Here is a 24,860-nt window from a genome sequence, read left to right on the forward strand (position 1 = left end):
CCGCGCGGGCGCCGCGGCAAGGCAAGAGCGCCGGCCGATGAAGATCTTGTCGGTTTTCGGAACGCGGCCCGAGGCCATCAAGATGGCCTCGGTCGTGAAGGCGCTGGCCGCCGAGCCCGCGCTCTTCGAATCCCGGATCTGCGTCACCGCCCAGCATCGCGAGATGCTGGACCAGGTGCTGTCGCTGTTCGATATCGCGCCCGATTACGATCTCGACCTGATGACCGCCAACCAGAGCCTGTCCGAGCTCTCGGCCAGGCTTCAGGTCGGCGTCGACGGCGTCCTGCAGGACTTCAGCCCGGACCTCGTGCTGGTCCATGGCGACACCAGCACGACCATGGCCGCAAGCCTCGCCAGCTATCATCGCCGGATCAGCGTCGGCCATGTCGAGGCGGGGCTCAGGACCGGCAACAAATATTCCCCCTGGCCGGAGGAGATCAATCGGCGCGTGACCGGCGTCGTCGCCTCGCTCCACTTCGCGCCGACCGAAGTCGCGCGCCGGAACCTGCTCAGGGAAGGCGTCGACCCGACGGACATCGAGGTCACCGGCAACACCGTAATCGATTCCCTGCTCGATATCGACGCGCGGATCCGCGGCGACGAGGCGCTTCGCCATAGCCTCGAGGCCCGCTTCCCCTTCCTCGACAGCGGCCGCCGGCTGATCGTGGTGACGGGCCACCGACGGGAGAATTTCGGGCGCGGCTTCGTGGAGATCTGCACCGCCTTGCGCACGCTCGCCGGGCGGGGCGATGTCGAGATCGTCTATCCCGTCCACCTGAATCCGCAGGTGCGGGCGCCGGTCAACGAGATCCTCGGCCAGGTCGGCAACATCCACCTGATCGAGCCGCTCGACTATCTCCCCTTCGTGTTCCTGATGAGTCGGGCCCATCTCATCCTGACGGATTCGGGCGGCATCCAGGAAGAGGCCCCCTCGCTCGGCAAGCCCGTCCTGGTGATGCGGGACACGACCGAACGGCCGGAGGCGGTGGATGCCGGCACGGTCCGCCTCGTCGGCACGAGCTGCGCGACGATCGTCGACGAAGCCGTCCGGCTGCTCGACGATGCCGAAAGCTGGAACGCCATGGCCCGCGCGATCAACCCCTATGGCGACGGTCTGGCGAGCCAGCGGATCATCGACCGGCTTCGGCGCGAAGCCGGCCGGGCGCCAGCTTCGCGTTGAGCGCGACGAAGTACTCCTCGACCTGCCGCTGCCGTAGATCGCGATATTCGACTTCCCACAGACGCCGGGCGCGCGCCCCGGCCTTTGCGCAGGCATCGCGATCGAGCGACGCGACGAGCCGGTCCAGCGCCTCGTAGCTGCCGTCGAACAGGAAGCCGGTGCCATGGGCCTCGACCAGGGCGGCCGGCGGCGTGCCGCTGTTGGTGATCAGCGGCCGGCCGAGTAGCAGATGCTCGTACATCTTGTTCGGGGCCGCGTAGAGGTGCGCCGGCGTGCTCAGCAGATAGGGGCCGTAAAGGGCGTCCGCGCCGGCCATGAGGCGCAGCGCCTCCGCGTAAGGCTGGGGGCCGACATAAGCGAGATTGTCGAGCCCCTCGGCCTGTTCCCGGAAATAGTCGGTGAGCTGGCCGAGCCCGCCGACGATGAAGGCGATCCGGCCCGGATGATCCGCACAGAGGCGGGGAACATATTCCAAGCCGCGATGCTCGGCCTCGAGCGTGCCGATATAGACCATCGTGAACGGCCCCGAGCAAGGCCGGCTCGCCGCCGGATCGGGCAGAACCGCCGTATCTTCCTCCGGAATATTGCCGACGATGCAGGCATGGCGGATATGCTCCACGCCATATTGGGTGAGGCGGATCGGATCGGGAAAGATGGCGAGATCGGACCGCTCGACCAGCCGCCGCTCCCATCTCGCGCTCAGCCGCCAGCGCCAGCTGCCTTGCGGAAAGACCTGCGCGAAATGGTCGCCGGCATCGTAGACGACCAGCTTGCCGAACAGGCGGCCGAGGGGGACGCCCACCAGAGCGGTGTTGAAGTCCACGAGATGGATGATCTCGATCGACTTCCTCAGCCGAACGATCGTCCGGGCGATGAAGCCGAGCCACAGCATATAGTTGAACAGGCTGCCCAGTTTCGCGCCGTAGCGGCCCGCGCGCCGGAACGCGACGAGGTCCTCCTCCTCGGCGACGGGATCGCCGCGGGTCCAGAGCAGGTTGATGACCCGGCTTCCCCTGCGCCGATATTCGGCCACCATCTTCTGGGAGCGCGAATCCCGCTCCAGCGGCATCGACTTGATGAGCAGGACGCGCGCGCCGCCTGCGGCGTCCGCATGCCCGGCCGCCAGGCGTCGATCCGGCCCCGGCTCAGGTTCGTTCGTCATGACGTGGCAGTTCCGATCATCCTGGCTCCCTCGAGGAATTTCATGCGGCCGGCTATTCGAACTGGCCGGGCATGGACGCTACTTCCATATGGTCCTGGCGCCGTTTCGGGATCAGCTCCCGGAAATAGGCGACGCCCATCCAGGCAGTCAGCAGAAGATAGACGCCGAGGCCGATCAGGGTCGCGCCGAAGGGCTCGCCGGGCAGCAGGCGGCCGTAGAGCCACACCGCGCCGGCCATGCCGCCGGCGGCGAGGCCGATCCTGGCCAGGGTGCGGAGCTCGAGCCGGATGAACCCTCGCGCGACGCCGATGCCGATGAACAGGGCCACCGCCACCCCCAGCAGCAGCGCCGACGCCCAGGCCGCGGCCGGGAGGCCCAGGCCGCGCGACAGCAGCAAGGCGAGCAGGAGAGCGTTGAGCGCGGAGGTGCCGATGACGGAGAGGATGAGCTGGGCGCGCTGGTCGAAGATCAGCATCGTGACAGTGAGGGTGTAGAGGACGAGCATGGCCGCGCTCTGCACCGCCACCGCGGCGGAGATGGCGGCGATCTCGGCCTGGCTCGCCGCGGGCAGGACCGCCAGGGCGATGTCCGCCCCGAGCAATGCGCCGCCGACCGCATAGGGGATGGCGAGATAGAGGTTCATGTGGATGAAGCCGGAGATGCGCGCCCGCCGCTCGTCCGGATCGCCCTGCGCGGCGACGACGTAGAGCGAAGGGACGATCGAAAGGCTATAGGCCGATCCGATCAGCGCCAGCGGGCCGAAGAAGAGATCGGTCGCGAGGCTCAGATAGCCCGCTTCGCTCTCCCCGAGGAAATAGCCCGCCAGGTTGCGGCTGGTGGCGTTGAACAGCATGTAGAGGCCGAGCGCCAGCGTCCCGCCAACGCCGAACTTCAGCATCTTCAGCATCAATGGTCTCGAGGCCAGCCCGAAGCGCACGGTCCGCCAGAGCCGGTTCGAGGAGGGCAGCAGGAGGACCGGCAGCAGCGTCCCGACGATCTGGCCGAGCATGGCGCCGACTGCGCCATAGCCCATCAGGACGAGGGCGATGGAGAGGAGCGACGCACCGAGATTCTTGCCGAGCGCGAGGATCGCATAGGCCCGGCTCTCGCCGAGCCCGTTCTGGCTGGCGAGGCTGGCGTCGTAGAGGACCAGGGCGGTCGACCAGCCGAGGACGATCGCCACCAGCGCCGGGGTCGCCTGCGCGACCGGAAAGACGAGATAGGCGAGCGCGACCAGCGCCATCACCGCCGCATAACCGGCCATGGCGGCGCCGAGCGTCGAGGCCGTCGTCCGGTCGGGCGCGCTTCCGGCAAGCGAGATATGCTTGTTCGCGCTGATCACGATCCATTGGCCGAAGACGATTTCCGTGAGCAGCGCATTGGTCGCCGCGAGCATGTAGAGGCCGAACGCGGCCGGCGCGAGCAGGAAGGACAGGATGATGACGCTGATCAGGGCGACCAGGCGGTTGCCGATCATCGCGAGCAGATAGGCGTAGTTCATGCGCGCCGGCCCGGGCCGTCCGGACAAGGGCCGGTCCGTGCGGCCGGAATCGGAACGCACGGCCCATCTTCGGCCGGACGGGCCGGCAAGGACGGGAATGTCGGCAAGGTTCGCTCCGAAGGAATGCGTCGCCGCGGTCGGCGGCGACGAATTACGGCCTTTGTCCGCCGGGCGTCAAGCTGTGCCCCGCGGCGCCCGGACGCTCCCGGCGCCAAGGGGCGCTTGACTAAGGCGCGGATCGAGGGGAGGGGGAGCCTTCGAAGGAATCCAGTAAGATCATGAGCTTTGCCGATTTCGACCGGCGCCTGGCGCGTTCGCTGCCCGGCGACTTCCTGAAGGACGTCTACCCCCGTGCGATGCGCTGGTTCGCGGAGCATGGCCTCGGCCGCGGAGAAGGCGTCGTCAGCACCAAATATGGCTTCGACATGCAGGTGAACCGGGTCGATTCAATCAAATGGTACCTGCATTATTTCGGGGAATTCGAACCACATATCAGCGCGGCCTGGACCAACTTCCTGCCCAGGAGCGGCGTCGTCCTCGATATCGGCGCCAATATCGGCTATCATTCGCTGCTCGCGGCGCAGTGCGTCGGCCCGCAAGGCCGGGTCATCAGCTTCGAGCCTTCGGGCAGGATCTACCGGGAGCTTTGCGCGAACGTCGCGCTGAACCGGGCGTCCCAGATTTCCCCCCAGAATGTTGCCGTTGCGGACCAAGCGGGCACCGTGGAGCTCCATTATGCCGGGGAGAATGAGCAAGGCGGCAGCTCGATCGTGCGCGGGGTCGGGCCGTCGGAAGCGGTTCGGGCGATCAGCTTCGCGGACATCGGAAAGCTCGTCGATCTGTCGCAGGTCGACCTGATCAAGATCGATGTCGAGGGCGCGGAGCCGCTGGTGATCGGGAGCCTCGTGCCGACGGTCGGGATGTTGAAGGACCAGTGCGCGATCTTCCTGGAAATCGGCGACGAGCATGACGGGGAGGCGCTGATCGCGCCTTTGCTGGAGGCCGGGTTCCAGGTGCGCGAGATCAGGAACGAATATCGGACTTCATTCTACCGCAATCCGGGCAAGGTCGCGCTTCGCCCCTTCCGGTTCGAGCCCGGCAGGCTGCACGATGTCGTGCTCTGCCGCGACGAGGCCGGCTTCGCCCGGATGGAAAACGGGCCGGCCTAGCCCTGGGCCGGGCCCTGCCGGGCGAGGATCACCATACTGTGGCTGCCGAGCAAGGTCGAGCAAAGGCGCTTGCTGATCAGGCTCAGCATCATCCGCGGCAGCAGCAGCAACCATTGCAGGGGGTTGCGCGGCAGGTTCGTGAAGAACGGGTTCGAGAGGAAGCTGTCGACGATTTCCAGGCCGGAGTCCTTGATCGTCTCGGTGGCCGTGTAGGCATTGAAATAATGGAGGTGCCCGACGCGCTCCCGGGCCCGCCTGATTCCCGGCGTCAGGAGCTTCAGCACGCACATGTCCAGCGGCACGTTGAACACGACATAGGTCGCGTTCCGGCTGATCGCCCGGATGAAGCCGAAATAGTCTTCGACATGCTCGAACACGTCGAGACAGGTGGCGACGTCGTAGTGGCGGCCGGAGCTCGCAAAGTCGGTCCGAAAATATTGCAGATTTTCCCCGGTCCGCCGGGACCAGAAACCGGCCGCATCCGGGGAGACGTCATAGCCGTGCACCGTAACGTGGGGATATTTGCGCGCCATCAGCTCGGTGGTGAGACCGGCGCCGCAGCCGATATCGGCGATCGAGCCAAAGGCGATGTCGTTGGCTGCCAGGATCTTCGCGACCAGCCCGACCTTGTACGGGCTGTCCTCCTCGTGCCAGCTCTCGTTCTTCTGCAAATAGGTCGAGTCTGAATAAATCGTCGTGTTCATAGGAAGATATACCGCCTTGCCCGCGCCCGCCCGGGGGAAGTTGCAGCCTGTATCCGCTAGGGCAAGGCGGGGAAAGCCTGAAAGCGCGGGCCTTGCGGGTCCTCGCCCGAGAAGCTAGGTCACGGGCATTCGCCGCCTGCCGCCGGCGACGCGATCTTCGAGTGCGACAGCGAGCCCATTTCCCCTTCCAACCGAGTGCAGCCGACCGAGAATGCTCCCTTATTGGCTTCTGTTTTCGGCAGGCTCGGTCCTGGCCCTGACCTCATGGTGGCGTAACACGGGTTTCCTGAGCAGAATCATCAGCGTGGCCATCGGCGTCACGCTGACATTCTTCGTCGGCTATCGCTTCGAGATCGGCGCGGACTGGGTGCCGTACGAGACCATCTTTCTCTACATCAACAATCTGAGCCTTGAGAATGCCATCACGTACGTGGAGCCGACCTATGGGCTGCTGAACTGGCTGGTCGGCCTGTTCGGCGGGAGCCTGTGGCACGTCAACCTGATCTGCGCCGCGCTGTTCTTCTGGGCGCTGGTCCGGCTGTGCAATATCCTTCCGCTTCCGGGTGTCGCCTTCCTTGCGGCGGTCCCCACGCTGATCATCGTCGTGGCGATGTCCTATACAAGGCAGGCGGGCGCCCTCGCCTGCATCATGCTAGCCATCAGGGCCTTCAACGGGAGCTTCCACCCGCGCTGGGTGGCCTGGCTCGTCCTTGCCGCGACCTTCCACAATTCGGCGATCCTCGTCTTCCCGATCTTCATCCTTGCCGCCTCCAGGAACCGGCTGGTCAGCATCACCGTCGGCGCCGGCGTCGTCCTGGTCCTGCTCTCCTTCTTCATCCTGGAGAATGCCCAGGGGCTGATCGAGCGCTATTTCGAAGGTGACCTGCAATCGAGCGGCACGCTGCCGCGCATCGGGTTGGCGATCATCCCCGCGCTTCTCTTCTTCCTCATCAAGGACCGCAAGGAGTGGCTCGCCGAACGCTACACGCTCTGGAGGAACCTGGCCCTCGCCTCAATGCTCCTGATTCCATTGCTCTTCCTGGTGCGGTCCACGACGGCGGTCGACCGGATCGCGATCCTGTTCTCGCCGCTACAGCTGCTTTTCTACAGCCTGGCCCCGCTCGCCTTCGCCCGCACGAAGGCGTGGCAGACGGTCATCATCATCGGCATCATCACGCTGAACGGCCTCGTCCTCGCCGTATGGCTCTACTTTGCCGAATATTCCCAATATTGGGTGCCCTATCATAATGTTCTATTCGAACGATATTTGTAACGCCGCGACCTGCCGGCGCGCGTTGCGCGCCCTCTGGATCAACGAATGACGAGCAATAGCCAAGGCGATGGCCGGCCGCCCCGTTCCCTCGCATTGATCTCGAACAGCGCCTTTTCGATCTCGAACTTTCGCGGTCCGCTGGTCGAGGCCATGGTCGCGGCGGGCGTCCGCGTCCATGCCCTCGCCCCCGATTTCGACGAGGAAAGCCGGGCGACGATCAGGGCGCTGGGTGCCGAGCCCGTCGACATCTCGCTCGACCGTGCCGGGACCGGGCCCTTTCGGGAGCTGCTCGACCTCGCAAGGCTGAAGCGCGTGCTTCGGGATCTGAAGCCCGATGCGGTGTTCAGCTACTTCGCCAAGCCGGTCATCTACGGCAGCCTCGCCGCAGCGTCCGCCCGCGTGCCGCGGCGCTGGGCGATGGTCGAGGGCCTCGGCTACGTCTTCAACGAACATCAGGACCAGCGCGGCCTGAAGCGCAGGATCCTGCGGCGGATCACCGAAGGGCTCTACAAGCGCGCCTTCGCCCGCGTGGAGCGCGTCTTCTTCCTCAACCAGGAGGATATCGACCAGTTCGTCGGCGGCGGGCTCCTGCCCCCGGAAAAGGCGCTGAAGCTGGGCGGGATCGGCGTCGACCTCGACTGGCTGAGGCCGGCGCCGCCCGTCCTCAAGCCGGTCACCTTCGTGCTGGCCGCGCGGCTGCTGCGCGAAAAGGGGATCGTCGAATTCGCCGAAGCGGCGCGGATAGTGAAGGCCGCGCACCCCGGGGCGCGCTTCCTCCTGCTCGGCGGGCTCGATCCCAATCCGAGCGGGCTGCGCGCCAGCGAGGTCGAAGCCTGGGTGGCGGAGGGGCTGCTCGAGTGGCCCGGCCAGGTCAGCGACGTCCGGGAATGGATCGCGGCGAGCAGCGTCTTCGTGCTGCCCTCCTTCTACCGGGAAGGCGTGCCGAGGAGCATACAGGAAGCGATGGCGATGGGCCGGCCGATCATCACGACCGACAATGTCGGCTGCCGGGAAACCGTCGAGGAAGGCGTGAACGGCTTTCTGGTGCCGGTGCGCAATGCCGAGGCGCTGGCGGAGGCGATGATCCGGTTCATCGACCGGCCGGAACTGATCGCGGCGATGGGCGGGGAAAGCCGGCGTCTCGCCGAGGAGCGGTTCGACGTGCATCGGATCAATGCCGTGATCCTGGAGACGTTCGGCATCGTCCCCCCGCGCGCCGCCTGAGCGGACGGGCCCCGGCTATTTCGCGCCGAACCCCGACATCACCGTCCGCAGCGTCTTCACCAGGATGACGAGGTCGAGCCAGGCCGAGAAGTTCTTGATGTAGTAGAAGTCGTAGTGGAGCTTCTCGAACACCGATTCCAGATCCGCGACATGGCCCTGGTTGACCTGCGCCCAGCCGCTGATCCCCGGCCGGACGATGTGGCGGTAGGTGTAGAAGGGCAGTTCCGCCTCGTACCATTCGGAGAGCGGAATGGCCTCGGGCCGCGGCCCGATCCAGCTCATTTCCCCCTTCAGGATGTTCCAGATCTGCGGCAGCTCATCGATCCGGGTGCGACGCAGATAGCGGCCCAGCCGGGTGATGCGCTCGTCGTCGTCGCGGGTGATCGCCTCCTGCCGCGCCTCCCCGGCCTCCCCGGGCGACCGCTGCACCATGGTCCGGAACTTGACGACGGAGAAGGTCTTGCCGCGATAGCCCCGCCGCCGCTGCCGGAAGAAGACCGGGCCGGGCGAGCCCAGCTTGATCAGCAGGGCGACGATCAGCCCCGGCACGAGCAGCAATGGCAGCAGCAGCAGCGCCAGGCTGAGGTCCAGCAACCGCTTGACCTTCCGGTAGCTGTGATTGGGCAGCAGCGAGCCGAAATGATTTTCCGAGAGATGCTCGATCTCGACCCGGCCCGTGATCGATTCCTGCACCTGCTTCATATGATAGACGGGATGGCCGGCGAGCGCCGTCGCGGCGATCAGCCGCTCCCAGTCGTCGCTGAGCTCGGCGCGGAGATCCGCGATCAGCACTGGCTTGGAATCGGCGGGCAGCTTCGGCTCCCGGAGCATGATCCAGTCGACGTCGGGAATGGCGCTGAGCGCCTTGGTCCCCGCCGAGGGCACGAGATAGAAACGCTGCCCCTTGCGGTGCCTGAGATAGGTGCCCACCACGAACAGGAAGAGTCCGGCCGTGACGAAGCTGATGCCGAAGGTCAGGCGGCTATAATCGAGCCTGACCCCGAGGAAGATGGCGAAGACGATCCCGTATCCGGCCGCCAGCGCGGGCAAGACGTGCCCGACCAGGCCGACGCCCGGCAGGGTCACCACGCGGCGGAACAGATAGAGCGCGATCAGGAAGGCGACCAGGCCGCCGGCCGTGGCGCCCAGGCTGCTCGCCCGCCAGGCCAGCTCGATCCGTTCGACATGGGCGAGGCCCGGCGGCAGGAGGACCGCGCAGAAGATGCCGAACAGCAATTGATAGCGCAGGCGGGCCAGAAAGCGCGCGGGCGTGACCGAATGCATGCGTGCATTGGAGGTGCGGGCCCGCGGCCGTGGCTTCGGCCGCGCCTGCGGCGCAGGCTGTGGCCGGACGTCCAGAACTTCTTCCCTGTTCAACATTCCCCAACGGACCAGCAAATCATTGATTTTGCCGGGCCCTATCAGATGCTTTGCGGTGCGTCACCTGTCAGACGGCGGCAGGCCCCGATAATCCCGATACCAGCGCACGAAGCGCGGCACCCCCTGCGCGATCGTCGTGGTCGGCGCGAAGCCGAGATCCCGCCCGATCGCGCTGATGTCCGCGAGCGTCTCCGGGACGTCGCCCGGCTGGATCGGCAGCAGCTCGAGCTCGGCCTTGCGGCCGCAGGCCTGCTCCAGGACGGAGATCATCTCCATCAGCTCCTCGGAGCGGTTGTTGCCGATATTGTAGAGCCGGTGGGGCGCGACGCTGCCGCCGGCCTTGACCTCGCCGTCGTCCGCGGGCGGAGAATCCAGCGCGGCGATCACGCCGGCGACGATGTCGTCGATATAGGTGAAATCCCGCCGCATCCGGCCATGGTTGAAGACCTGGATCGGCTCGCCGGCGAGGATCTTGCGGGTGAAGATCCACATCGCCATGTCCGGCCGCCCCCAGGGCCCGTAGACCGTGAAGAAGCGCAGGCCCGTCATCGGCACGCGGTAGAGATGGGCGTAGGTCTCGCTCATCAGCTCGTCCGCCTTCTTGGTGGCGGCGTAGAGCGAGATCGGATGATCGACCCGGTCCTCGACCCGGAAGGGCAGGCTCTCATTGCCGCCATAGACGGACGAGGAGGAGGCATAGACCAGGTGGCGCACCTGCCGGTGCCGGGCCAGCTCGAGCAGGTTGAGATGCCCTGCGAGATTGGCCGTCACATAGGCGCGGGGATTGTCGATCGAATAGCGGACGCCGGCCTGCGCACCGAGATGGACAATCCGGTCGAAGCCCGTCTCCGCCAGCGCCCCCTCCAGGGCCTCATGGTCCGAGAAGTCGGTGCGCAGGAAGCGGAAGGCGTTGGTCGCGGGCAAAGCGGCCAGCCGGTCCTCCTTCAGCCGCGGATCGTAATAATCGTTGAGATTGTCGATGCCGACGACCTCCTCGCCGCGCGCGAGCAACGCGCGGGTCACGTGAAAGCCGATGAATCCGGCCGCGCCTGTGACGAGGATTGTCATTGGTCCGGGTTCGCCTTCCGCCGAGTCGGGTCCGCCTAGAGCGTCCAGCGGTCCATTGTCACCGGGAAATCGGCACCGCGCCAGAGATCGTGGAGGTCAGCCAGCAGGCCGCCCTCGCTGACCAGGGCGGCGGCCTGGGCCGGGCTCAGCCCGCGATAGGAGCCGTGCGGCACCGCGACGACGACGACGTCATAGCGGCCGCCGAGCGCATCGGGCGCGAGCGTCAGCCCATATTCGTGCCGCGCGGTTGCCGGATCGACGAGGGGATCGTGCACGACGACCTCATGGCCGAGCCAGGTCAGCCGGCGGATGACGTCGACCACCCTGGAATTGCGCACGTCGGGCACGTCGGGCTTGAAGGCGAGGCCGAGCATCAGCACGCGGCCCGTCCGGCTGCCGCGGCGCGAATGGATCGCGTCGGCGATCCAGGTGCCCATGCCGTCGTTGATCGCCCGGCCGGCGAGGATCACGCGCGGCAGGTGGCCGAGGCTTTGCGCGCAATGGCTCAGATAATAGGGATCGACGCCGATGCAGTGGCCCCCGACCAGGCCGGGATGGAATTTGAGGAAGTTCCACTTGGTGCCCGCCGCCTCGAGCACGTCGTGCGCCGAGAGGCCCAGCTTGGCGAAGACCTGGGTGATCTCGTTCATGAAGGCGATGTTGATGTCCCGCTGGGCGTTCTCGATCACCTTGGCCGCCTCAGCCGTCTTGATCGAGGCCGCGCGGAAGGTGCCGCCGGTGGTCGCCCGGCCATAGACCAGCTCGAGCTGGGCCGCGACCGCGTCATTCTCGCCGGCGACGACCTTCACGATCCGGTCGATCGTATGCTCGCGGTCGCCCGGATTGATCCGCTCCGGCGAGTAGCCCAGGAAGAAATGCTCGCCCCTGACCAGGCCGGACGCCTCGGCGAGCAGGGGCCCGCAAAGCTCCTCCGTGACTCCCGGATAGACGGTGCTTTCGTAGACGATCGTGGCCGGGCGGGCGGGGTCGATCAGGGCGGCCACGGCCTTGGTCGCGCCGAGCAAGGGCGAGAGATCCGGCCGATTCGCCCCGTCGACCGGGGTCGGGACGGTGACGATATAGAAGTCGGCGCCATGAGCCTCGGAAGCCTGGTCGGTCAGGTTCAGCGGCGACGCCGCCAGCCGCTCGGGGGACACCTCGTTGGTCCGGTCCGTGCCGGCGCGAAGCTCCGCCACGCGCGCGGAATCGATGTCGAGGCCGGTGACGTCGAAATGGTCGGCGAGGGCGATGGCGAGCGGCAGCCCGACATAGCCGAGGCCGACAACGACGATTCGGGGATTGTCGGTCAACTCCATGGGGCCGCTGTTAGCGCCGAGACGTAAAGCCCGCGTTAGCGATAGGCCCGGAGCGTCGGCACGCCGCCTTTTGCAGGCAAAAAAATAGCGGCCCGAAGGCCGCTATCTTCTTTCCGCAGGATCAGCCGATCACGGGCTGTGCGGACGGTCGCTGCCGCCGGTCGCCGCGAGGATGCCCAGGATGATGGCAACGACCGCAACCAGCGGAATGATGAAACCGCCGCGGAGTTCGCTGGCTTCACCCGAAATGTCGGCGCCGCTGCGAGCTGCAACGGAGAGCGGAGCAGCCGAAGCCTGCGCGGTCTGCGCCAGAACCGGAGTGCTGGCCATGGAAACCGCGAGAGCTGCAGCCACGGATGCCTTCTTCAAACTCATTTTGAACTCCCTGTTGAGCTGTTCAGTTTTGGCACTGCCACAGCGCTTATAGATTGACAAGCCCGAATCTGTAACGGTTCCACGACCTTGCCGAGGTGTTGCCGGCTTGCAATCCGGACCGTTAACGCGGAGTTAAGTGCCACCCTTCGCTTTCGGGCGAGAACGGACCGAAGTCGATGGCGCGTCTCCTCCTCAACCTGCTGACTCTCCTCCTTTTGTCGGCCAGTCCGGCCGCGTCCGCGCAGGCCGCGCAGAGCGCGGATTCGCTGGCCGCGATGCGCGCGCTGGACCTGCGCGTCGCGGCGATCGGGCACCGCCTTGCCGTCGCCAGCCTGGACTGGTGCCGGGAGCGCGCCTGGCTGCCCGGCTTCGTGATGCACGACCTTTCCCAATATGGCGCCGACTATCGGGCGGGTGCGGCCCGCGCCTTTGGCCTGGATGCCGGCCCCGGCGTGCTCGCTTTGGTGCCGGGCGGTCCGGCCGACCGGGCCGGGCTGCGGACCGACGACGTCCTGCTGGCCTTCGACGGCCGGCCGCTGCCGCGCGGGACGCCCGGCCGGGACGGTTCGTTCGCACAGATGGAGCGGCTCCTCGCGGCGCTCGACGAGGCGCTCGCGGACGGCCGCGTCCTGCTCGCGGTGCAGCGCCAGGGGCGCCGGCTGGAGATCGCGGTGACCGCGGTGCGCGGCTGCGCGACCCGCTTCCAGCTCGTGCCCGGGGGACGGATGAACGCCCAGGCGGACGGCGTCTACGTGCAGGTGACGACGGCGCTCGCCCAATATGCGGCCGACGAGGGCGAGCTTGCCGCCATCCTCGCCCACGAATTCGCGCACAACGTGCTCGGCCACCGCGTCCGCCTGAACCAGGCGGGCGTGCGGCGCGGCTTTCTCGCCAATTTCGGCATGAATGCGCGGCGCATCCGCGAGACCGAGGTCGAGGCCGACCGGTTCAGCGTCTATCTGATGGAGCGGGCGGGCTACGATCCGCAGGGCGCGGTCAGGTTCTGGTCGCGTTTCGGCCGCCGCGGCTTCAACTTCCTCGGCAGCCCGACCCACCCGAACTGGCGGCGGCGCGTGCAGAGCTTCGAGGCGGAGGTGGCGAAGATCCAGGCGGCGCGCGCGGCGGGCCGGGCGCCGACGCCGGATTTCGTGACCCTGCCGCTGCGCTGACCGCGCTCAGGTGGAAAGGAACCAGCGCTCCGCGCCTTCCAGCCCGATCGCGGTGAGGCGGCCCGAGGCGAAGGCGCCGGTGTCGATGCCGATCCGGTTCGCGCGCACGTCGATATCCTCGGTGATCGAATGGCCGTGGACGACGATCCGGCCGAAGCTCTCCCGATGGTCGAGGAATTCGTGGCGGATCCAGCACAGGTCGCTCGCCTCCTGCTCCTCCAGCGGCACGCCGGGCTTCAGCCCCGCATGGACGAACAGATAGTCGCCGAGCTCGATCCAGCTTTCGAAGCCGGCGAGGAAGGCGAGGTGCTCGGCCGGCACTTTTTCGGCGGCCAGCGCCGCCAGCTCCTCGAAATCGAGCGTCCGATATTGCTCGTCGCTGATCCCGTAGCTGTTCAGCGTCTCGCGGCCGCCGATCTTGCCCAGGAAGCGCAGCGAGCGCTTGTCGCCCGCAAGGGCCCGCAGGAAGACCTGCTCGTGATTGCCCATCAGGAAGCGGACGTTCGCGCCGGTCCTCGAGAAAGCGAGCAGCCGCTCGACCACGCCGCGCGAATCGGGGCCGCGATCGATCAGGTCGCCGAGGAAGATGTAGCGCGTCTCCACGCCATGGCCGCGGGCCATGTCGTCCATGGCGATGTTGGCCAGCAGCGTGTCGAGCAGGTCCAGCCGCCCGTGAATGTCGCCGATCGCATAGACCCGCAAGCCCGCCGGCACCCGTTCCGCCGGGGGCGCCGCGCGCCGGACAAGATTGAGCAGGGCTTTGACAGGCATGACTTTTCGAACGAATCCCGGGAGGGCGCGAGATAGAACGTGTCATCCGCGACTTCAATTGCACGTTGGCTCCCGACGCCCACTTGATCGTGCCCGACGCCCCTACTATCCGGGCCTCAGTCTTCGAGTATGAGGAATTGAGTTTGAGTCAGGAGTGGGCCTGGGCGGCGGCGATTGCCGCGATCCCCGTCATCATCTTTTGCGCTGCCGAGGTTTACGCCCTGATGCGGCGCCGGCGGCTGGAAGCCATCGCCCGGCGGCCAAAGGAAAACCGGCGCCGGTCGGGCTCCGGCCGGAATCGCTGATTTCGCCATGGTGCGGGGGATCGTCCGGCGGCTGGCCCTTTTCGCAGCCCTCTTTCTCGGCCTTGCGGGGCCTGCCTTCGCCTCGGTCGAGATCGGCTTCTATTCGCGCGAGCTCGGCACGAACTTCCCGCATGCCTTCGTCGTCCTCAAGGGCACGGTCGACGCGACCGGCGAGCGGGTCGACACCAGCCTCGGCTTCACCGCCCACAGCGTGACGCCGGCCATCCTGTTTGGCAATGTCCGGGGCGAGGTCGTCATCGAGGGGGAGGAGCAGATCCGGCGCAGCGTGCGGCAGTTTGCGGTGGTGCTGACCGACGCCCAGTATCGCGCCGCGATGGCGGTGGTCGAGGAATGGCGCAACACGCCCCAGCCCTCCTATAATTTGCGCCGGCACAGCTGCGTCCATTTCGTCTCGGCGATCGCCCAGGCGATCGGGCTAAGGGTCGAGAATCCCCAGAGGCTGATGAACCGGCCCCGTTCCTTCCTGCAGCTGGTGCGAAGCCTCAACCCGCAGCTCGGCGGGCCGGAAACCCCGGCCGCGCCGGCAACCGCCACGGAGGTCGCCCGGCCCGCGCCGTAAGGCGCCATTAATTCGGCATTGGCCAGACCTGCCTTTCTGCCTATGGTCCGCGCTCGGCCAGGCTGTAAGGGGTGCTTGCAGGCGATGGGTGAGCGTACGCCGACCGGATCAGAGAGAAGGGCGGCGTTGCGGGGGATCCGCATCGCGCTCGCCGTAACCGCGGCCACCTGTGCCGCGCCCGCTTTTGCCCAGCCCACCGCACCGACCCGCCAGGAGATCGACCGGCCGCCGCCGGCCATCGAGCAGCCGCGCGCGCGCCTCACCGTCGAGGGCGGGGTCGAGCGGGCGCCCTGCGCGCTCGACCGGCCCGAATATCAGAATATCCGCTTCACCCTGCAGGACGTCGCCTTCGACGAGCTGCGCGGGCTGACCGCCGAGCAGCTGCGGTCCGCCTGGGGCCAATATCAGGGCCAGGAGGTCAATGTCGCGGTGCTCTGCGAGATCAGGGACCGCGCCGCGACCATCCTCCGCGACGCCGGCTATATCGCCGCGGTCGAGGTGCCCGAGCAGCGGATCGGGGACGGCCGCGTCCGCTTCACCGTGCTGATGGCGAAGCTGGTCGGGATCAGGGTGCGCGGCGAGGCGGGACGGTCCGAACGGCTGATCGCCGCCTATCTCAACCGGCTGACCGACCAGGAGGTCTTCAACCGCTTCGCCGCCGAGCGCTATCTGCTGCTGGCCGGCGACCTGCCGGGCTATGAGGTCAGGCTCGCCTTGCGCTCCGCCGGCGCGGCGCGCGGCGAGGTGATCGGCGAGGTCACCGTCGTCCACACGCCGGTGATGGTCGATCTCAACGTCCAGAATCTCGGCTCGCGCGAGCTCGGGCGCTGGGGGGCGCTGCTGCGCGGCCAGATTTACGGCCTCACCGGCCTCGGCGACCGGACCACGCTCGCCCTCTTCTCGACCGCGGATACCGACGAGCAGCAGACCATCCAGGTCGGCCATGATTTCCGGGTCGGCGGCGAGGGCCTCGCCTTCGGCGCGCAGCTCACCTACTCCTGGGCGAGCCCCGACCTCCGCCTGCCGGGCGTCGAGATCGATTCCCGGACGCTCTTCGCCACCGTCGAGGCGAGCTATCCGTTCATCCGGCGGCAGACCCGGTCGCTGCGCGGCTCGATCGGCCTCGACATCATCGACCAGGACATCGAGTTCAACGCCATCCCGATCAACCGGGACCGGCTTCGCGTCGCCTTCGCCCGGCTCAACTTCGATGCGATCGGGCTCGCCCCGGGCAACCCCAATTACACGCCGGCCGAGCCCCGCTGGCGGCTCGGCCTCACTGCCGAGGCGCGCCAGGGCCTCTCCGTGCTCGGCGCCAGCGACGGCTGCGGGCCGGGCCTGGTGAACTGCCTCGCCCCCGGCGTGGTCGGGCCGACGCGACTGGAGGGCGATCCGACCGCGACCGTCTTCCGCAGCGGCCTGACCGCCGAATATCGGCCGATCCCGCGGCTCACCTTCGCCTTCAGCCTGAACGGCCAGTACAGTGCCCATCCGCTGTTCAGCTTCGAGGAATTCTCGGCGGGCAACTATACGGCCGGGCGCGGCTACGATCCCGGCGCATTGCTCGGCGACAGCGGCATCGGCATCCAGGCCGAGCTGCGCTTCGGCCGCAAATATCCGCGGCGGCCGGACGAGTTCGTCGCCGAGCCCTATGTCTTCTTCGATCATGCCTGGGTGTGGAACGAGGACGTGATCTTCGCGCTCGGCCGCCAGCAGCTGAGCTCGGTCGGCGGCGGCATCCGCGCGGCCTGGGGGGACCGCTTCCGGATCGACGTGTTCGTCGCAGAGCCGCTCGACCGGCTGTTCTTCCAGACCAGCCGCGGCGACACCCGCTTCCTCGTCTCGCTCACCACCCGCCTGTGGCCATGGAGATCAAGATGACGATCACCGCGCCTGCGCCCGCCCGTCCCCGCCTGCTGAGGCGCGCGTTGCTGATCGGCTGCGCCGCCGCGGGGCTCGGCGTTTCGGCGACCGCGGCCAACGCCCAGGCCTTCAACGCGCTGCCGACGACGGTCTTCGGCGGGGTCGGCTATAATCGCGGGACGCCCGGCGTCGAAACCGTGACCGTCAACACCAACACGGCGGTGATCGACTGGCGGCCGACTGCCGGCGTGTTCCTGCCCGCTGGCAATGTCGCGACCTTTACCAACGGCCCGAACAATGCCGATTTCGTCGTCCTGAATCGCATCATCTCGACGACGCCGCAGCGCTTTGACGGCACCGTATTGTCCCGGCTGGTCGACGCAGGGGGCACGACCACCACCGGCGGCACGGTGATCTTCTCCAGTCCGGGCGGGCTGATCATTGGCTCGACCGGCGTCTTCGACGTCGGCAGCCTCGTGCTCACCACGCTCAACGTCAATGTCGACGCGGGCGGCAATTTCTACGATCCGGCGACGCGCGGCCTCACCTTCAGCCTCGCCGGCGGCCCCAGCCCGATCATCAGCTCTCTGATCACCGAGCCGGGGGCGCAGCTCAACGCGCTCCAGCCCAACAGCTACGTCGCCCTGGTCGGACCGATCATCCAGCATGGCGGCGCCACAAGGGTGAACGGCTCGGCGGCCTATATTGCCGGCGAGCAGGTGCAGTTCCGGGCCAACCAGGGCCTGTTCGACATCATCGTCAGCGTCGGCAGCGACAATGCGACGCCCTTGATCCACACCGGCTCGACGGGCGGCCCGGCCAGCACCGGCGCCGGTGACAATCATGCCATCTATCTCGTCGCCATGCCCAAGAACCAGGCGATCACGGCGGTGCTCCAGGGCGATATCGGCTTCGATCCCGCCGTGGCGGTCGGCGTCGAGAATGGCGTGATCGTGCTCTCGGCGGGCGCCAATGTCGTCGGCGGCACCGTCGACCGGTACGGCGACCTCACGGGTGTCCCGGCCGCCGATCTGGCGGCGAATTTCGAGATCAGGGGAGGCATCGTCCGCTCCGATCTGATCGGGGTCGCACGGACGAACATGCGCGCCCGGCCGGTGGGCGTGGCGAGCTTGCTCTTCCAGCAGGATGTCAGCCTGTTCGGCGGCGCGCTCGCCTCCATGTCGGTGACCACAGGCCAGACGATCGACGTGCTCGGCAACGCCATTGTCTCCGCGGCAGCGTTCGACAGCTTCTCGGGCGCGGTCGACCTGACCGGCGGCCGCGCGGAGATCGTGACCGGCGACGGCGGCACCATCCACATCTTCGGCACCGCCATGGTCGACGCCTCCGCGCGCGGCCTGGTTGGCCCCGGCGGCGTCGCCGGCACGGGCACGGGCGGGACCGGCATCGTCCGGGCGTCGGGAGGCACGATCACCATCGACGGCGCGCTCAGCATCCTCGCGAACGGCGAAGGCGCCGCCAGCGCCGCTGCACCGCTCAACGACGGCGGCGCAGGTACGGGCGGGACGGCCACGCTCGAGGCCGCGGCCGGCGGCCGGGTCAATGCGAACAGCACGGTCTTCATGAACGCGAGCGGCACGGCGAGCGCGTCGAACGCCGCCACCCAGAACGGCGCGACCGGCACAGGCGGCACGGTCAACATCCTTGCGGGCGGGGCGGGCAGTGTCGTGATCGCCGGCGCCCTGGTCGCAGGCGCCAACGGATCGGGCGGGGAGGTGATCGCCGGGCCGGGCCTGACCGGGGGCGTCGGCGACGGCGGCACGATCAACGTTCGCGCCACCGACGGCAATATCGACTTCAATGCGGATGCGACCTTCCTCGCCGCGGGCGGCGGCGGGGCCGGCCCGAACGGCGGCGATGGTCTCGGCGGCGACCTTGGAATCTCGGCGGCGCGGGGCACGATCGATTTTCTTGGCCAGACCAATGGCGCCGTCGGCGGCTTCGGCGGCGACGGCCGGACCGGCGGCCAGGGCGGCGACGGGCAGGGCGGAAACGTCCTGATCATCGCGCTCAGCAGCGACGCGCCGTCGCGGATCGGCGGCGGCGCCTTCAGCCTCGCCGCGCCGGGACAGGGCGGCCAAGGCGGCAATGGCCTGATCGGCACGCCCGCCGGCAATGGCGGTAGCGGGACGGGAGGCGTCATCGGCATTTTCGCGCAATCGGCCAACGGCACGATCGCGCTCGGCGCGCTCAAGCTCGAGGCGGACGGGCTCGGCGGCGGCGGCGGCGCAGCGGACAACAATACCGACGGCGGCGACGGCGGGACTGGCATGGGCGGCGCGGTCGTGATCGGCGCCGTCGCTGGTCCGACCCCGGCGGGCGGCGGGCCAACCGGCAGCGCGACCTTCGCGACGGCCGACCTCAGTGCGCGCGGGACCGGCGGCTTCGGGGGCTTCGGCACTGGCTCGGGCGGCAATGGCGTCGGCGGCACGGTCGGCGTGGTGGCGGGCGGCGGGCCTACCACCGTCACGGCGGGCACTACTCTGGTCGCCGACGGCCGGGCCTCGCCTGGCGGCGGCTCGCCCGGCGGCGGCATCGGCACGGGCGGGCTGGCGACCGGCGGCACCGTCAACATCATCGCCACCGCGCATCCCGGCGGCGGCGCCGCGCCCGGGACGATCACGCTCGCCGGCGTGACCGGCTCGGTCGGCGCGCTCGGCGACGGCCCCGGCAATGTCGCCGGCCAATGGCATGTCGGCGCGTCCGCCGGCAGCACGGTCACCGCGACCGGTCTGACGCTGACCGCGGCGGCGGAAGGAGCCGGGATCGGCCTGCCGCCGGCCTCGACCCTCGATGCGCTCGACGGAACGATCACTGTAACCGGCACCGCGCAGCTCGGCACCGACGGGGACCTACTCGTCAGTGTCGGCCAGGCCGGCCGCGTCGCGGGCGGGCGGTACGAGCTGAATGCGGGTCGCGACGTCGTGGTGACCCATGATACGCCGGGGCCGGGCGCCGCCAGCGTCGACCTCGCTAATCTCTTCATCCAGGCGGGGCGCGACGTGACGGTGGATACGGGCGCGGTCACGCGGACAACCGCGACCACCGACATCCGGGCGGTCCGCACGGTCGCCGTCAACGGTCGCGTGCTTGGCCGGGACATCCTGATCCGTGGCGCTGACCTCAATCTCGCCGGCGGCGGCGCGATCGGCGTCGATGCGAGCGAATCCGTCGATATCCAGGTCACTGGCAACGCGGCCATCAGCGGCCTGGTCCTCGGCCAGGACATTTTTGTCAGCGCTTCGACGATCAACGTGGCCACAACCGGGCAGGCGGGCAGCGAGGTCAGCGACAAGACGGAGCTGCGCAGCACCGGCGCGACCACCGTCGACGGCCTCGTCGTGGCGAGCGATGTGCTGGTCACGGCGGGAAGCCTCAATGTCGCGGCCACGGGCGCCATCGGCAGCGCGACGACGACCCAGACCGTCGGCATCCAGGTCACCGGCAATGCCGGCGTCGCGGGCCAGGTGCTGGGTCGCAACATCGTGATGAATGCCGCGGCGATCAACGTCGGTACGACCGGCACGGTCGGCGGTGCGGCCACCGACCTCGCCGATCTGAATGCGGCCGGGACGATCGCCGTCAGCGGACGCGTCCTCGGCGATGCGATCAGGCTCGCGTCGCTGGACATCGACATCGCCACGAACGGGATCGTCGGCGACGCCGGCACTCAGCTGGTCACGCTGGCGATCGCCCCTTCCCCCCAGTTCGCCGTACTCGGCGGGACGACGCAGGGTCCCGGCTACACGCTGACCACCGCCGAGGCGGGGCGCATCCGCGCCGACACTTTGCGCGTGAATGCACCTGCGCTCGGCGCGAATCCCGCGTTGATCGTCCGCGACCTGACCCTGACCGGGGGCGGCGCGGCGGCCGGGATCGGGCTGCTCGACATCGTGACTCCGGGGGTCGCCCGCGTCGAGGGCGCCCTGCTGATGAACGGCGCCCGCCCGGCCGACGGCATCGCCATCGCCGCGGGACAACGGCTGGAGGTGGTGACCCCCACCGCCAGCATCCGGGTCCGCGACGGCGCCGGCGCGCCCGGCGGAACGCTCGCGCTGAACTCGGCCAATATCTGGATCGCCTCCGACGCGATCATCACCCTGCTTCGCGCCAATCCCGATTATGCGGGCCGCGACGACGACCTCATCGACAATGACGGCATCGACGCGCCGCGCGGCTATGTCGAGGCCAATGCGGTGACGCTCACCGTGAACGGCACCGCTTATGTGCAGAACACGACCGCGGCGCGGGGGACCTTCCTGAGCGGCAGCGACTTCGGCGGCATCACCACCGGGGCCGGCGGGCTCACCATCGTCGCGGGTGCACCGAACACCAACGTCTATGTCTTCGGCCGCCGGCTCAACCCGGACGGCACCTTCCAGACCGGCGACGACTATTTCTTCGCTTCGACCTACAACAGCAATGCCGGCGCCAATTACACACCGAGCGCCGCGCTCAACACCTGCATCATCGTCACCGGCCAGTGCCCGCTGCGCGCGCCGCCGGACACCGGCGTGGACGGGCCGGACCCCTTCACCGGGCCGACCGAGGGCTCGATGGCGATCCTGCTGCCGCGGAATGACGAGGACGACGTGATCGACTCGAGCTTCGCCGCCGATCCGCTGGTCGAGGAGCCGGTGACCAGCGGCAGCGAGCCGGGCCTGTGGAATTGCGATCCGGACCATGACGGGGACTGCGATGACCAGCCTCAGTAAAAGGATGGCCGTGCTGGCCGGAATCGGCGCCGGCGCGCTGCTGCTCGGCGCGGGTGCGGGCGCGCAGGGGCTGAGCGTGCAGCAGAGCTTCCGCATCGGCTCCGGGACCGGCACGCTCTGCACGGCCGAATCCCAGATCCGGTCGCCGGCCTTCGGCACGATGTTCGACCGCGGCTACCAGATCGTCTGCCGCGACGCGGCGGTGCCGGTGGGCCAGCTCTACGTGCTCAGGCTGCGCGGCGGCCCCGACCCGGCGCCGCGGCTGGCGCAATTGCGCGGGGCGACCGCGACCTGCCAAGGCAGCGAGACCGTCGAGATCGAGGGGCTGGGCCAGGTCGAGGCGCTGAGCTGCCGGCTCAACGAGGCCGATGTCAGCTACCGCGTCTATCTCCGCCGCAGCGGCCGCTCGCTCTACGTCGCCGAGGGGCTGGGCGGCTATGACAGCGCGCTCCGGCTCGGGCTCAGGAGCCTGGCCGCCGACCGCGAGATCGAGGGCGAGGTGCAGATCGCGACGACCGGCGCGGGCGACCCCGCCGCCTTCGCGCGGGTTCAGGCCGGCGCGCAGGATCCGCAGCGCGCGCTCGCCGAGGCCTATCGCCGCAACAATGCCGGCGCCTATGCCGAGGCCAGCGAATATTTCGCCGCGCTCGTCCAGCGCGACACGGGGCCGGGCGGCCGGGCCGAAGCGCTGGTCAACCAGGCGCTGCAGCGGTCCAATCTCGGGCGCTATGCCGAGGCGGACGCGATGTTCGCGCGGGCCGCGGAGATGGCGGGCGGCGATCCGGTGACCGCGCGGCGGCTGCGCAACTACCGGGCGATGCACCTCCTGAACCAGGGCATGGCCCCGCAGGCGCTCACCGAGCTCGACCGGCCGATGCCGCCGGTCGGCGGCAGCCGCGCAGTGGGCGACCTGGTCATCGACCGGCCGACGGCCGGGCGGCTCAGCGCGGAATCGCCGGGCGCCGGCCGGCTGCGCGGGCCCGAGGGGCTGACGCCGGAGGACAAGGCGCAGATCCTGGACGGCCAGGCGCTGCACCTGCGCGGCGTCATCCTCCACCTCCAGCGCCGCGACGCCGACGCGGTGGCGCCGCTGAACCGGGCGCTGACCGAGCTGATCGCCGTCCGCGGCGGCCGCATCGCCGCCACCGTCTGGCTGCGCGCACAGGTCCATGGCGAGCTGGCCGACATTGCCGAGGCGCGGGGCGACCAGGCCGAGACCGACCGCCAGCACCAGACCGCGATCCTCCTGCTGGAGACCAATTATCCGGGCTCCGCGGCGCTCTACAGCGCCAAGGCCCGGCTCGCCGGCTATTATGCCCGCACCGGCCGGGCCGAGCCGGCGCGCACCATGTTCCGCGAGATCGTCCAGGCCAACCTGGACACGGGCGACAGCTCGCCGGCGCTGCGCCGGCTGATCGAGCCCTATTTCGAGCTGCTGGTCCAGGACGGCGCCGGGCCGACGGCCACCGCCGACCTGTTCACCGCCAGCCAGATTCTGGTCCGGCCCGGCGTCGCCCAGACGCAGGCGATCCTGGCGCGCGAGCTCAGCGGCGGCTCGGACGAGGCCGCGCGCATGTTCCGGCAGTCGGTGACCCTCACCCGCGACATCGAGCGCGCCCGCGTCGAGCTCGCCCGGCTGCAGCCGACCGACCAGCCGACCGCCGCAAGCGCCGCCCGCATCGTCGAGCTGCGCGCCTCGATCGAGCAATGGGAGCGCGACCAGGCGGCGATGCAGGCCCGGCTCGCCCAATTCCCGCGCTACCGGGCGGTGTCGAGCGGCGCGCTGCAGCTCGCCGACCTGCAGGCGCTGCTCCGCCCCGGCGAGGCCTATTACAAGATGCTCGTGCTGGGCGATCATGCCTATGCGATCTTCATGACCCGCGAGGCGGCGCGCGCCTTCCGGATCGGCGCCAGCCCGCGCGACCTGGACCGGCAGGTGGATGCGCTGCGCACCACCATCTCGGTGGTCCAGAACGGCCAGCAGCTCACCTATCCGTTCGACCTCGAAGGTTCCTACCGGCTCTATCAGGAGCTGTTCGGCCCGGTCGGCGGCGAGCTGGCCGGCGTCCGCCACCTGGTCTTCGAGCCGGACGGGGCGATGATGCGGCTGCCGCCCAATCTGCTGGTCATGGACCGGGCGGCGATCGACGCCTACAGGTCCCGCATGGCCGCCAATCCGAGCGATGACGGCTTCGACTTCCGTGGCGTGCAATGGCTCGGACGCGAGCGCGACATCTCGACCGCGGTCTCGGCCCGCGCCTTCCGCGACGTGCGCAACGCCCCGCCGAGCCGGGCGCGCGCCGAATATCTGGGCTTCGGCGAGAATGAGCCGGCGCGCGGCTTCTATCTGCCGGGCGGCGGCGGGACGCGCGGCGCCGACGCCATGCAGCCGGGCTGCAGCTGGTCGCTCGCCGCCTGGAACCGGCCGATCTCGGCGCGCGAGCTCAGGGTCGCCGGCGACGCCGCCGCTATGGGCCGGGCCGGCGAGGCCGAGATCGTCACCGGCAGCGCCTTCACCGACACGGGGATCATCGCGCGCAGCGACCTCGACCAATATCGCATCCTGCACTTCGCGACGCACGGTCTGACCACGCCGCCGCGGCCCGAATGCCCGGCGCGGCCGGCTCTGCTGACCAGCTTCGGCGGCGCCGGGTCCGACGGGCTGCTCTCCTTTGCCGAGATTTACGACCTGCGGCTCGATGCGGACCTCATCATCCTCTCCGCCTGCGACACGGCCAGCCGCGGCAGCGCCACGGCCTCGGCCGAAGCCGGCCTCTCGAGCAGCGGCGAATATGCGCTGGACGGGCTGGTCCGCGCCTTCGTCGGCGCGGGCGGGCGGATCATCGTCGCCAGCCACTGGCCGGTGCCCGAGGATTTCAACGCCACCGAGCGATTGATCTCCGGCATGTTCCGGGCGCCGCCGGGCACCGGCACGGCGGGCGCGCTCCGCCAGGCGCAGCGCGCGCTGATGGACGAGCGCGACACCTCGCACCCTTATTACTGGTCGGGTTTTGCGGTGGTCGGAGACGGGGCCGCGCCGGTGGTCCGCCAAGCGCCGACCCGCACTGCCGCAGCTTATTGAAC

Annotated in this window: 18 protein-coding genes; 10 read left to right on the forward strand and 8 right to left on the reverse strand. The window is 68.9% G+C overall.

Features of this window, described 5'->3' with window-relative positions; translation table 11 throughout:
- The first annotated feature begins 37 nt into the window (after nucleotides 1-37).
- Nucleotides 38-1,180, forward strand: coding sequence for a non-hydrolyzing UDP-N-acetylglucosamine 2-epimerase (gene wecB, locus VEC11_RS06425; RefSeq protein ID WP_464129813.1), 1,143 nt, complete (start codon nucleotides 38-40; stop codon nucleotides 1,178-1,180).
- On the opposite strand, the gene VEC11_RS06430 is transcribed toward wecB, so the two are convergent.
- Together VEC11_RS06430 and VEC11_RS06435 are read right to left on the reverse strand one after the other, a co-directional pair.
- Nucleotides 1,131-2,342, reverse strand: coding sequence for a glycosyltransferase family protein (locus VEC11_RS06430; protein WP_464129814.1), 1,212 nt, complete (start codon nucleotides 2,340-2,342; stop codon nucleotides 1,131-1,133). The genes wecB and VEC11_RS06430 overlap by 50 nt on opposite strands.
- Before the next feature lie 52 nt (nucleotides 2,343-2,394).
- On the reverse strand, nucleotides 2,395-3,903 hold the full coding sequence (locus VEC11_RS06435; protein WP_464129815.1) for a lipopolysaccharide biosynthesis protein: 1,509 nt from the start codon (nucleotides 3,901-3,903) through the stop codon (nucleotides 2,395-2,397).
- A gap of 218 nt (nucleotides 3,904-4,121) precedes the next feature.
- Here VEC11_RS06435 and VEC11_RS06440 point away from each other — a divergent pair, with 218 nt between their 5' ends.
- Entirely contained in the window at nucleotides 4,122-5,012 is an 891-nt protein-coding gene (locus VEC11_RS06440; protein ID WP_464129816.1) for an FkbM family methyltransferase, read from the forward strand.
- Here VEC11_RS06440 and VEC11_RS06445 read toward each other — a convergent pair.
- Nucleotides 5,009-5,716, reverse strand: a complete 708-nt coding sequence (locus tag VEC11_RS06445; RefSeq protein ID WP_464129817.1) for a class I SAM-dependent methyltransferase — start codon at nucleotides 5,714-5,716, stop codon at nucleotides 5,009-5,011. The genes VEC11_RS06440 and VEC11_RS06445 overlap by 4 nt on opposite strands.
- 304 nt (nucleotides 5,717-6,020) lie before the next feature.
- Here VEC11_RS06445 and VEC11_RS06450 point away from each other — a divergent pair, with 304 nt between their 5' ends.
- Nucleotides 6,021-6,989, forward strand: coding sequence for an EpsG family protein (locus VEC11_RS06450; protein WP_464129818.1), 969 nt, complete (start codon nucleotides 6,021-6,023; stop codon nucleotides 6,987-6,989).
- Nucleotides 6,990-7,034: 45 nt separating this feature from the next.
- The gene (locus VEC11_RS06455; RefSeq protein ID WP_464129819.1) at nucleotides 7,035-8,213 is read left to right on the forward strand and encodes a glycosyltransferase family 4 protein; all 1,179 of its coding nucleotides are present in this window, start codon (nucleotides 7,035-7,037) and stop codon (nucleotides 8,211-8,213) included.
- A gap of 15 nt (nucleotides 8,214-8,228) precedes the next feature.
- On the opposite strand, the gene VEC11_RS06460 is transcribed toward VEC11_RS06455, so the two are convergent.
- The 4 genes from VEC11_RS06460 to VEC11_RS06475 all read right to left on the reverse strand — a co-directional run bounded on the left by VEC11_RS06460 (nucleotide 8,229) and on the right by VEC11_RS06475 (nucleotide 12,352).
- A complete protein-coding gene (locus tag VEC11_RS06460; protein WP_464129820.1) occupies nucleotides 8,229-9,497 on the reverse strand; it encodes a sugar transferase in 1,269 nt (422 codons plus the stop codon).
- A gap of 156 nt (nucleotides 9,498-9,653) precedes the next feature.
- Nucleotides 9,654-10,661, reverse strand: coding sequence for an NAD-dependent epimerase (locus VEC11_RS06465; RefSeq protein ID WP_464129821.1), 1,008 nt, complete (start codon nucleotides 10,659-10,661; stop codon nucleotides 9,654-9,656).
- 35 nt (nucleotides 10,662-10,696) lie between these two features.
- Nucleotides 10,697-11,977, reverse strand: coding sequence for a nucleotide sugar dehydrogenase (locus tag VEC11_RS06470; protein WP_464129822.1), 1,281 nt, complete (start codon nucleotides 11,975-11,977; stop codon nucleotides 10,697-10,699).
- 129 nt (nucleotides 11,978-12,106) lie between these two features.
- On the reverse strand, nucleotides 12,107-12,352 hold the full coding sequence (locus tag VEC11_RS06475) for a hypothetical protein (RefSeq protein WP_464129823.1): 246 nt from the start codon (nucleotides 12,350-12,352) through the stop codon (nucleotides 12,107-12,109).
- A gap of 176 nt (nucleotides 12,353-12,528) precedes the next feature.
- On the opposite strand from VEC11_RS06475, the gene VEC11_RS06480 reads away from it, so the two are divergent.
- A complete protein-coding gene (locus tag VEC11_RS06480) occupies nucleotides 12,529-13,521 on the forward strand; it encodes a M48 family metallopeptidase (protein WP_464129824.1) in 993 nt (330 codons plus the stop codon).
- A gap of 6 nt (nucleotides 13,522-13,527) precedes the next feature.
- Here VEC11_RS06480 and VEC11_RS06485 read toward each other — a convergent pair whose 3' ends face one another.
- Nucleotides 13,528-14,292, reverse strand: a complete 765-nt coding sequence (locus VEC11_RS06485; protein ID WP_464129825.1) for a metallophosphoesterase family protein — start codon at nucleotides 14,290-14,292, stop codon at nucleotides 13,528-13,530.
- A gap of 65 nt (nucleotides 14,293-14,357) precedes the next feature.
- Between VEC11_RS06485 and VEC11_RS06490 the strand changes: the two genes are divergently transcribed.
- From VEC11_RS06490 to VEC11_RS06510, 5 genes are all read left to right on the forward strand, one after another.
- Nucleotides 14,358-14,597: a hypothetical protein gene (locus tag VEC11_RS06490; RefSeq protein ID WP_464129826.1), complete on the forward strand. Its 240-nt coding sequence runs from the start codon at nucleotides 14,358-14,360 to the stop codon at nucleotides 14,595-14,597.
- Nucleotides 14,598-14,607: 10 nt separating this feature from the next.
- Nucleotides 14,608-15,177, forward strand: coding sequence for a hypothetical protein (locus VEC11_RS06495; RefSeq protein WP_464129827.1), 570 nt, complete (start codon nucleotides 14,608-14,610; stop codon nucleotides 15,175-15,177).
- 84 nt (nucleotides 15,178-15,261) lie between these two features.
- Nucleotides 15,262-17,058, forward strand: coding sequence for a ShlB/FhaC/HecB family hemolysin secretion/activation protein (locus VEC11_RS06500; RefSeq protein WP_464129828.1), 1,797 nt, complete (start codon nucleotides 15,262-15,264; stop codon nucleotides 17,056-17,058).
- Entirely contained in the window at nucleotides 17,055-21,776 is a 4,722-nt protein-coding gene (locus tag VEC11_RS06505) for a beta strand repeat-containing protein (RefSeq protein ID WP_464129829.1), read from the forward strand. Before VEC11_RS06500 ends, VEC11_RS06505 begins: the two co-directional genes overlap by 4 nt.
- Entirely contained in the window at nucleotides 21,760-24,858 is a 3,099-nt protein-coding gene (locus tag VEC11_RS06510; protein ID WP_464129830.1) for a CHAT domain-containing protein, read from the forward strand. The genes VEC11_RS06505 and VEC11_RS06510 overlap by 17 nt, the downstream gene beginning before the upstream one ends.
- The last annotated feature ends 2 nt before the right edge of the window (nucleotides 24,859-24,860 follow it).

Source organism: Allosphingosinicella sp., from assembly GCF_035626655.1.
Lineage (GTDB): Bacteria > Pseudomonadota > Alphaproteobacteria > Sphingomonadales > Sphingomonadaceae > Allosphingosinicella.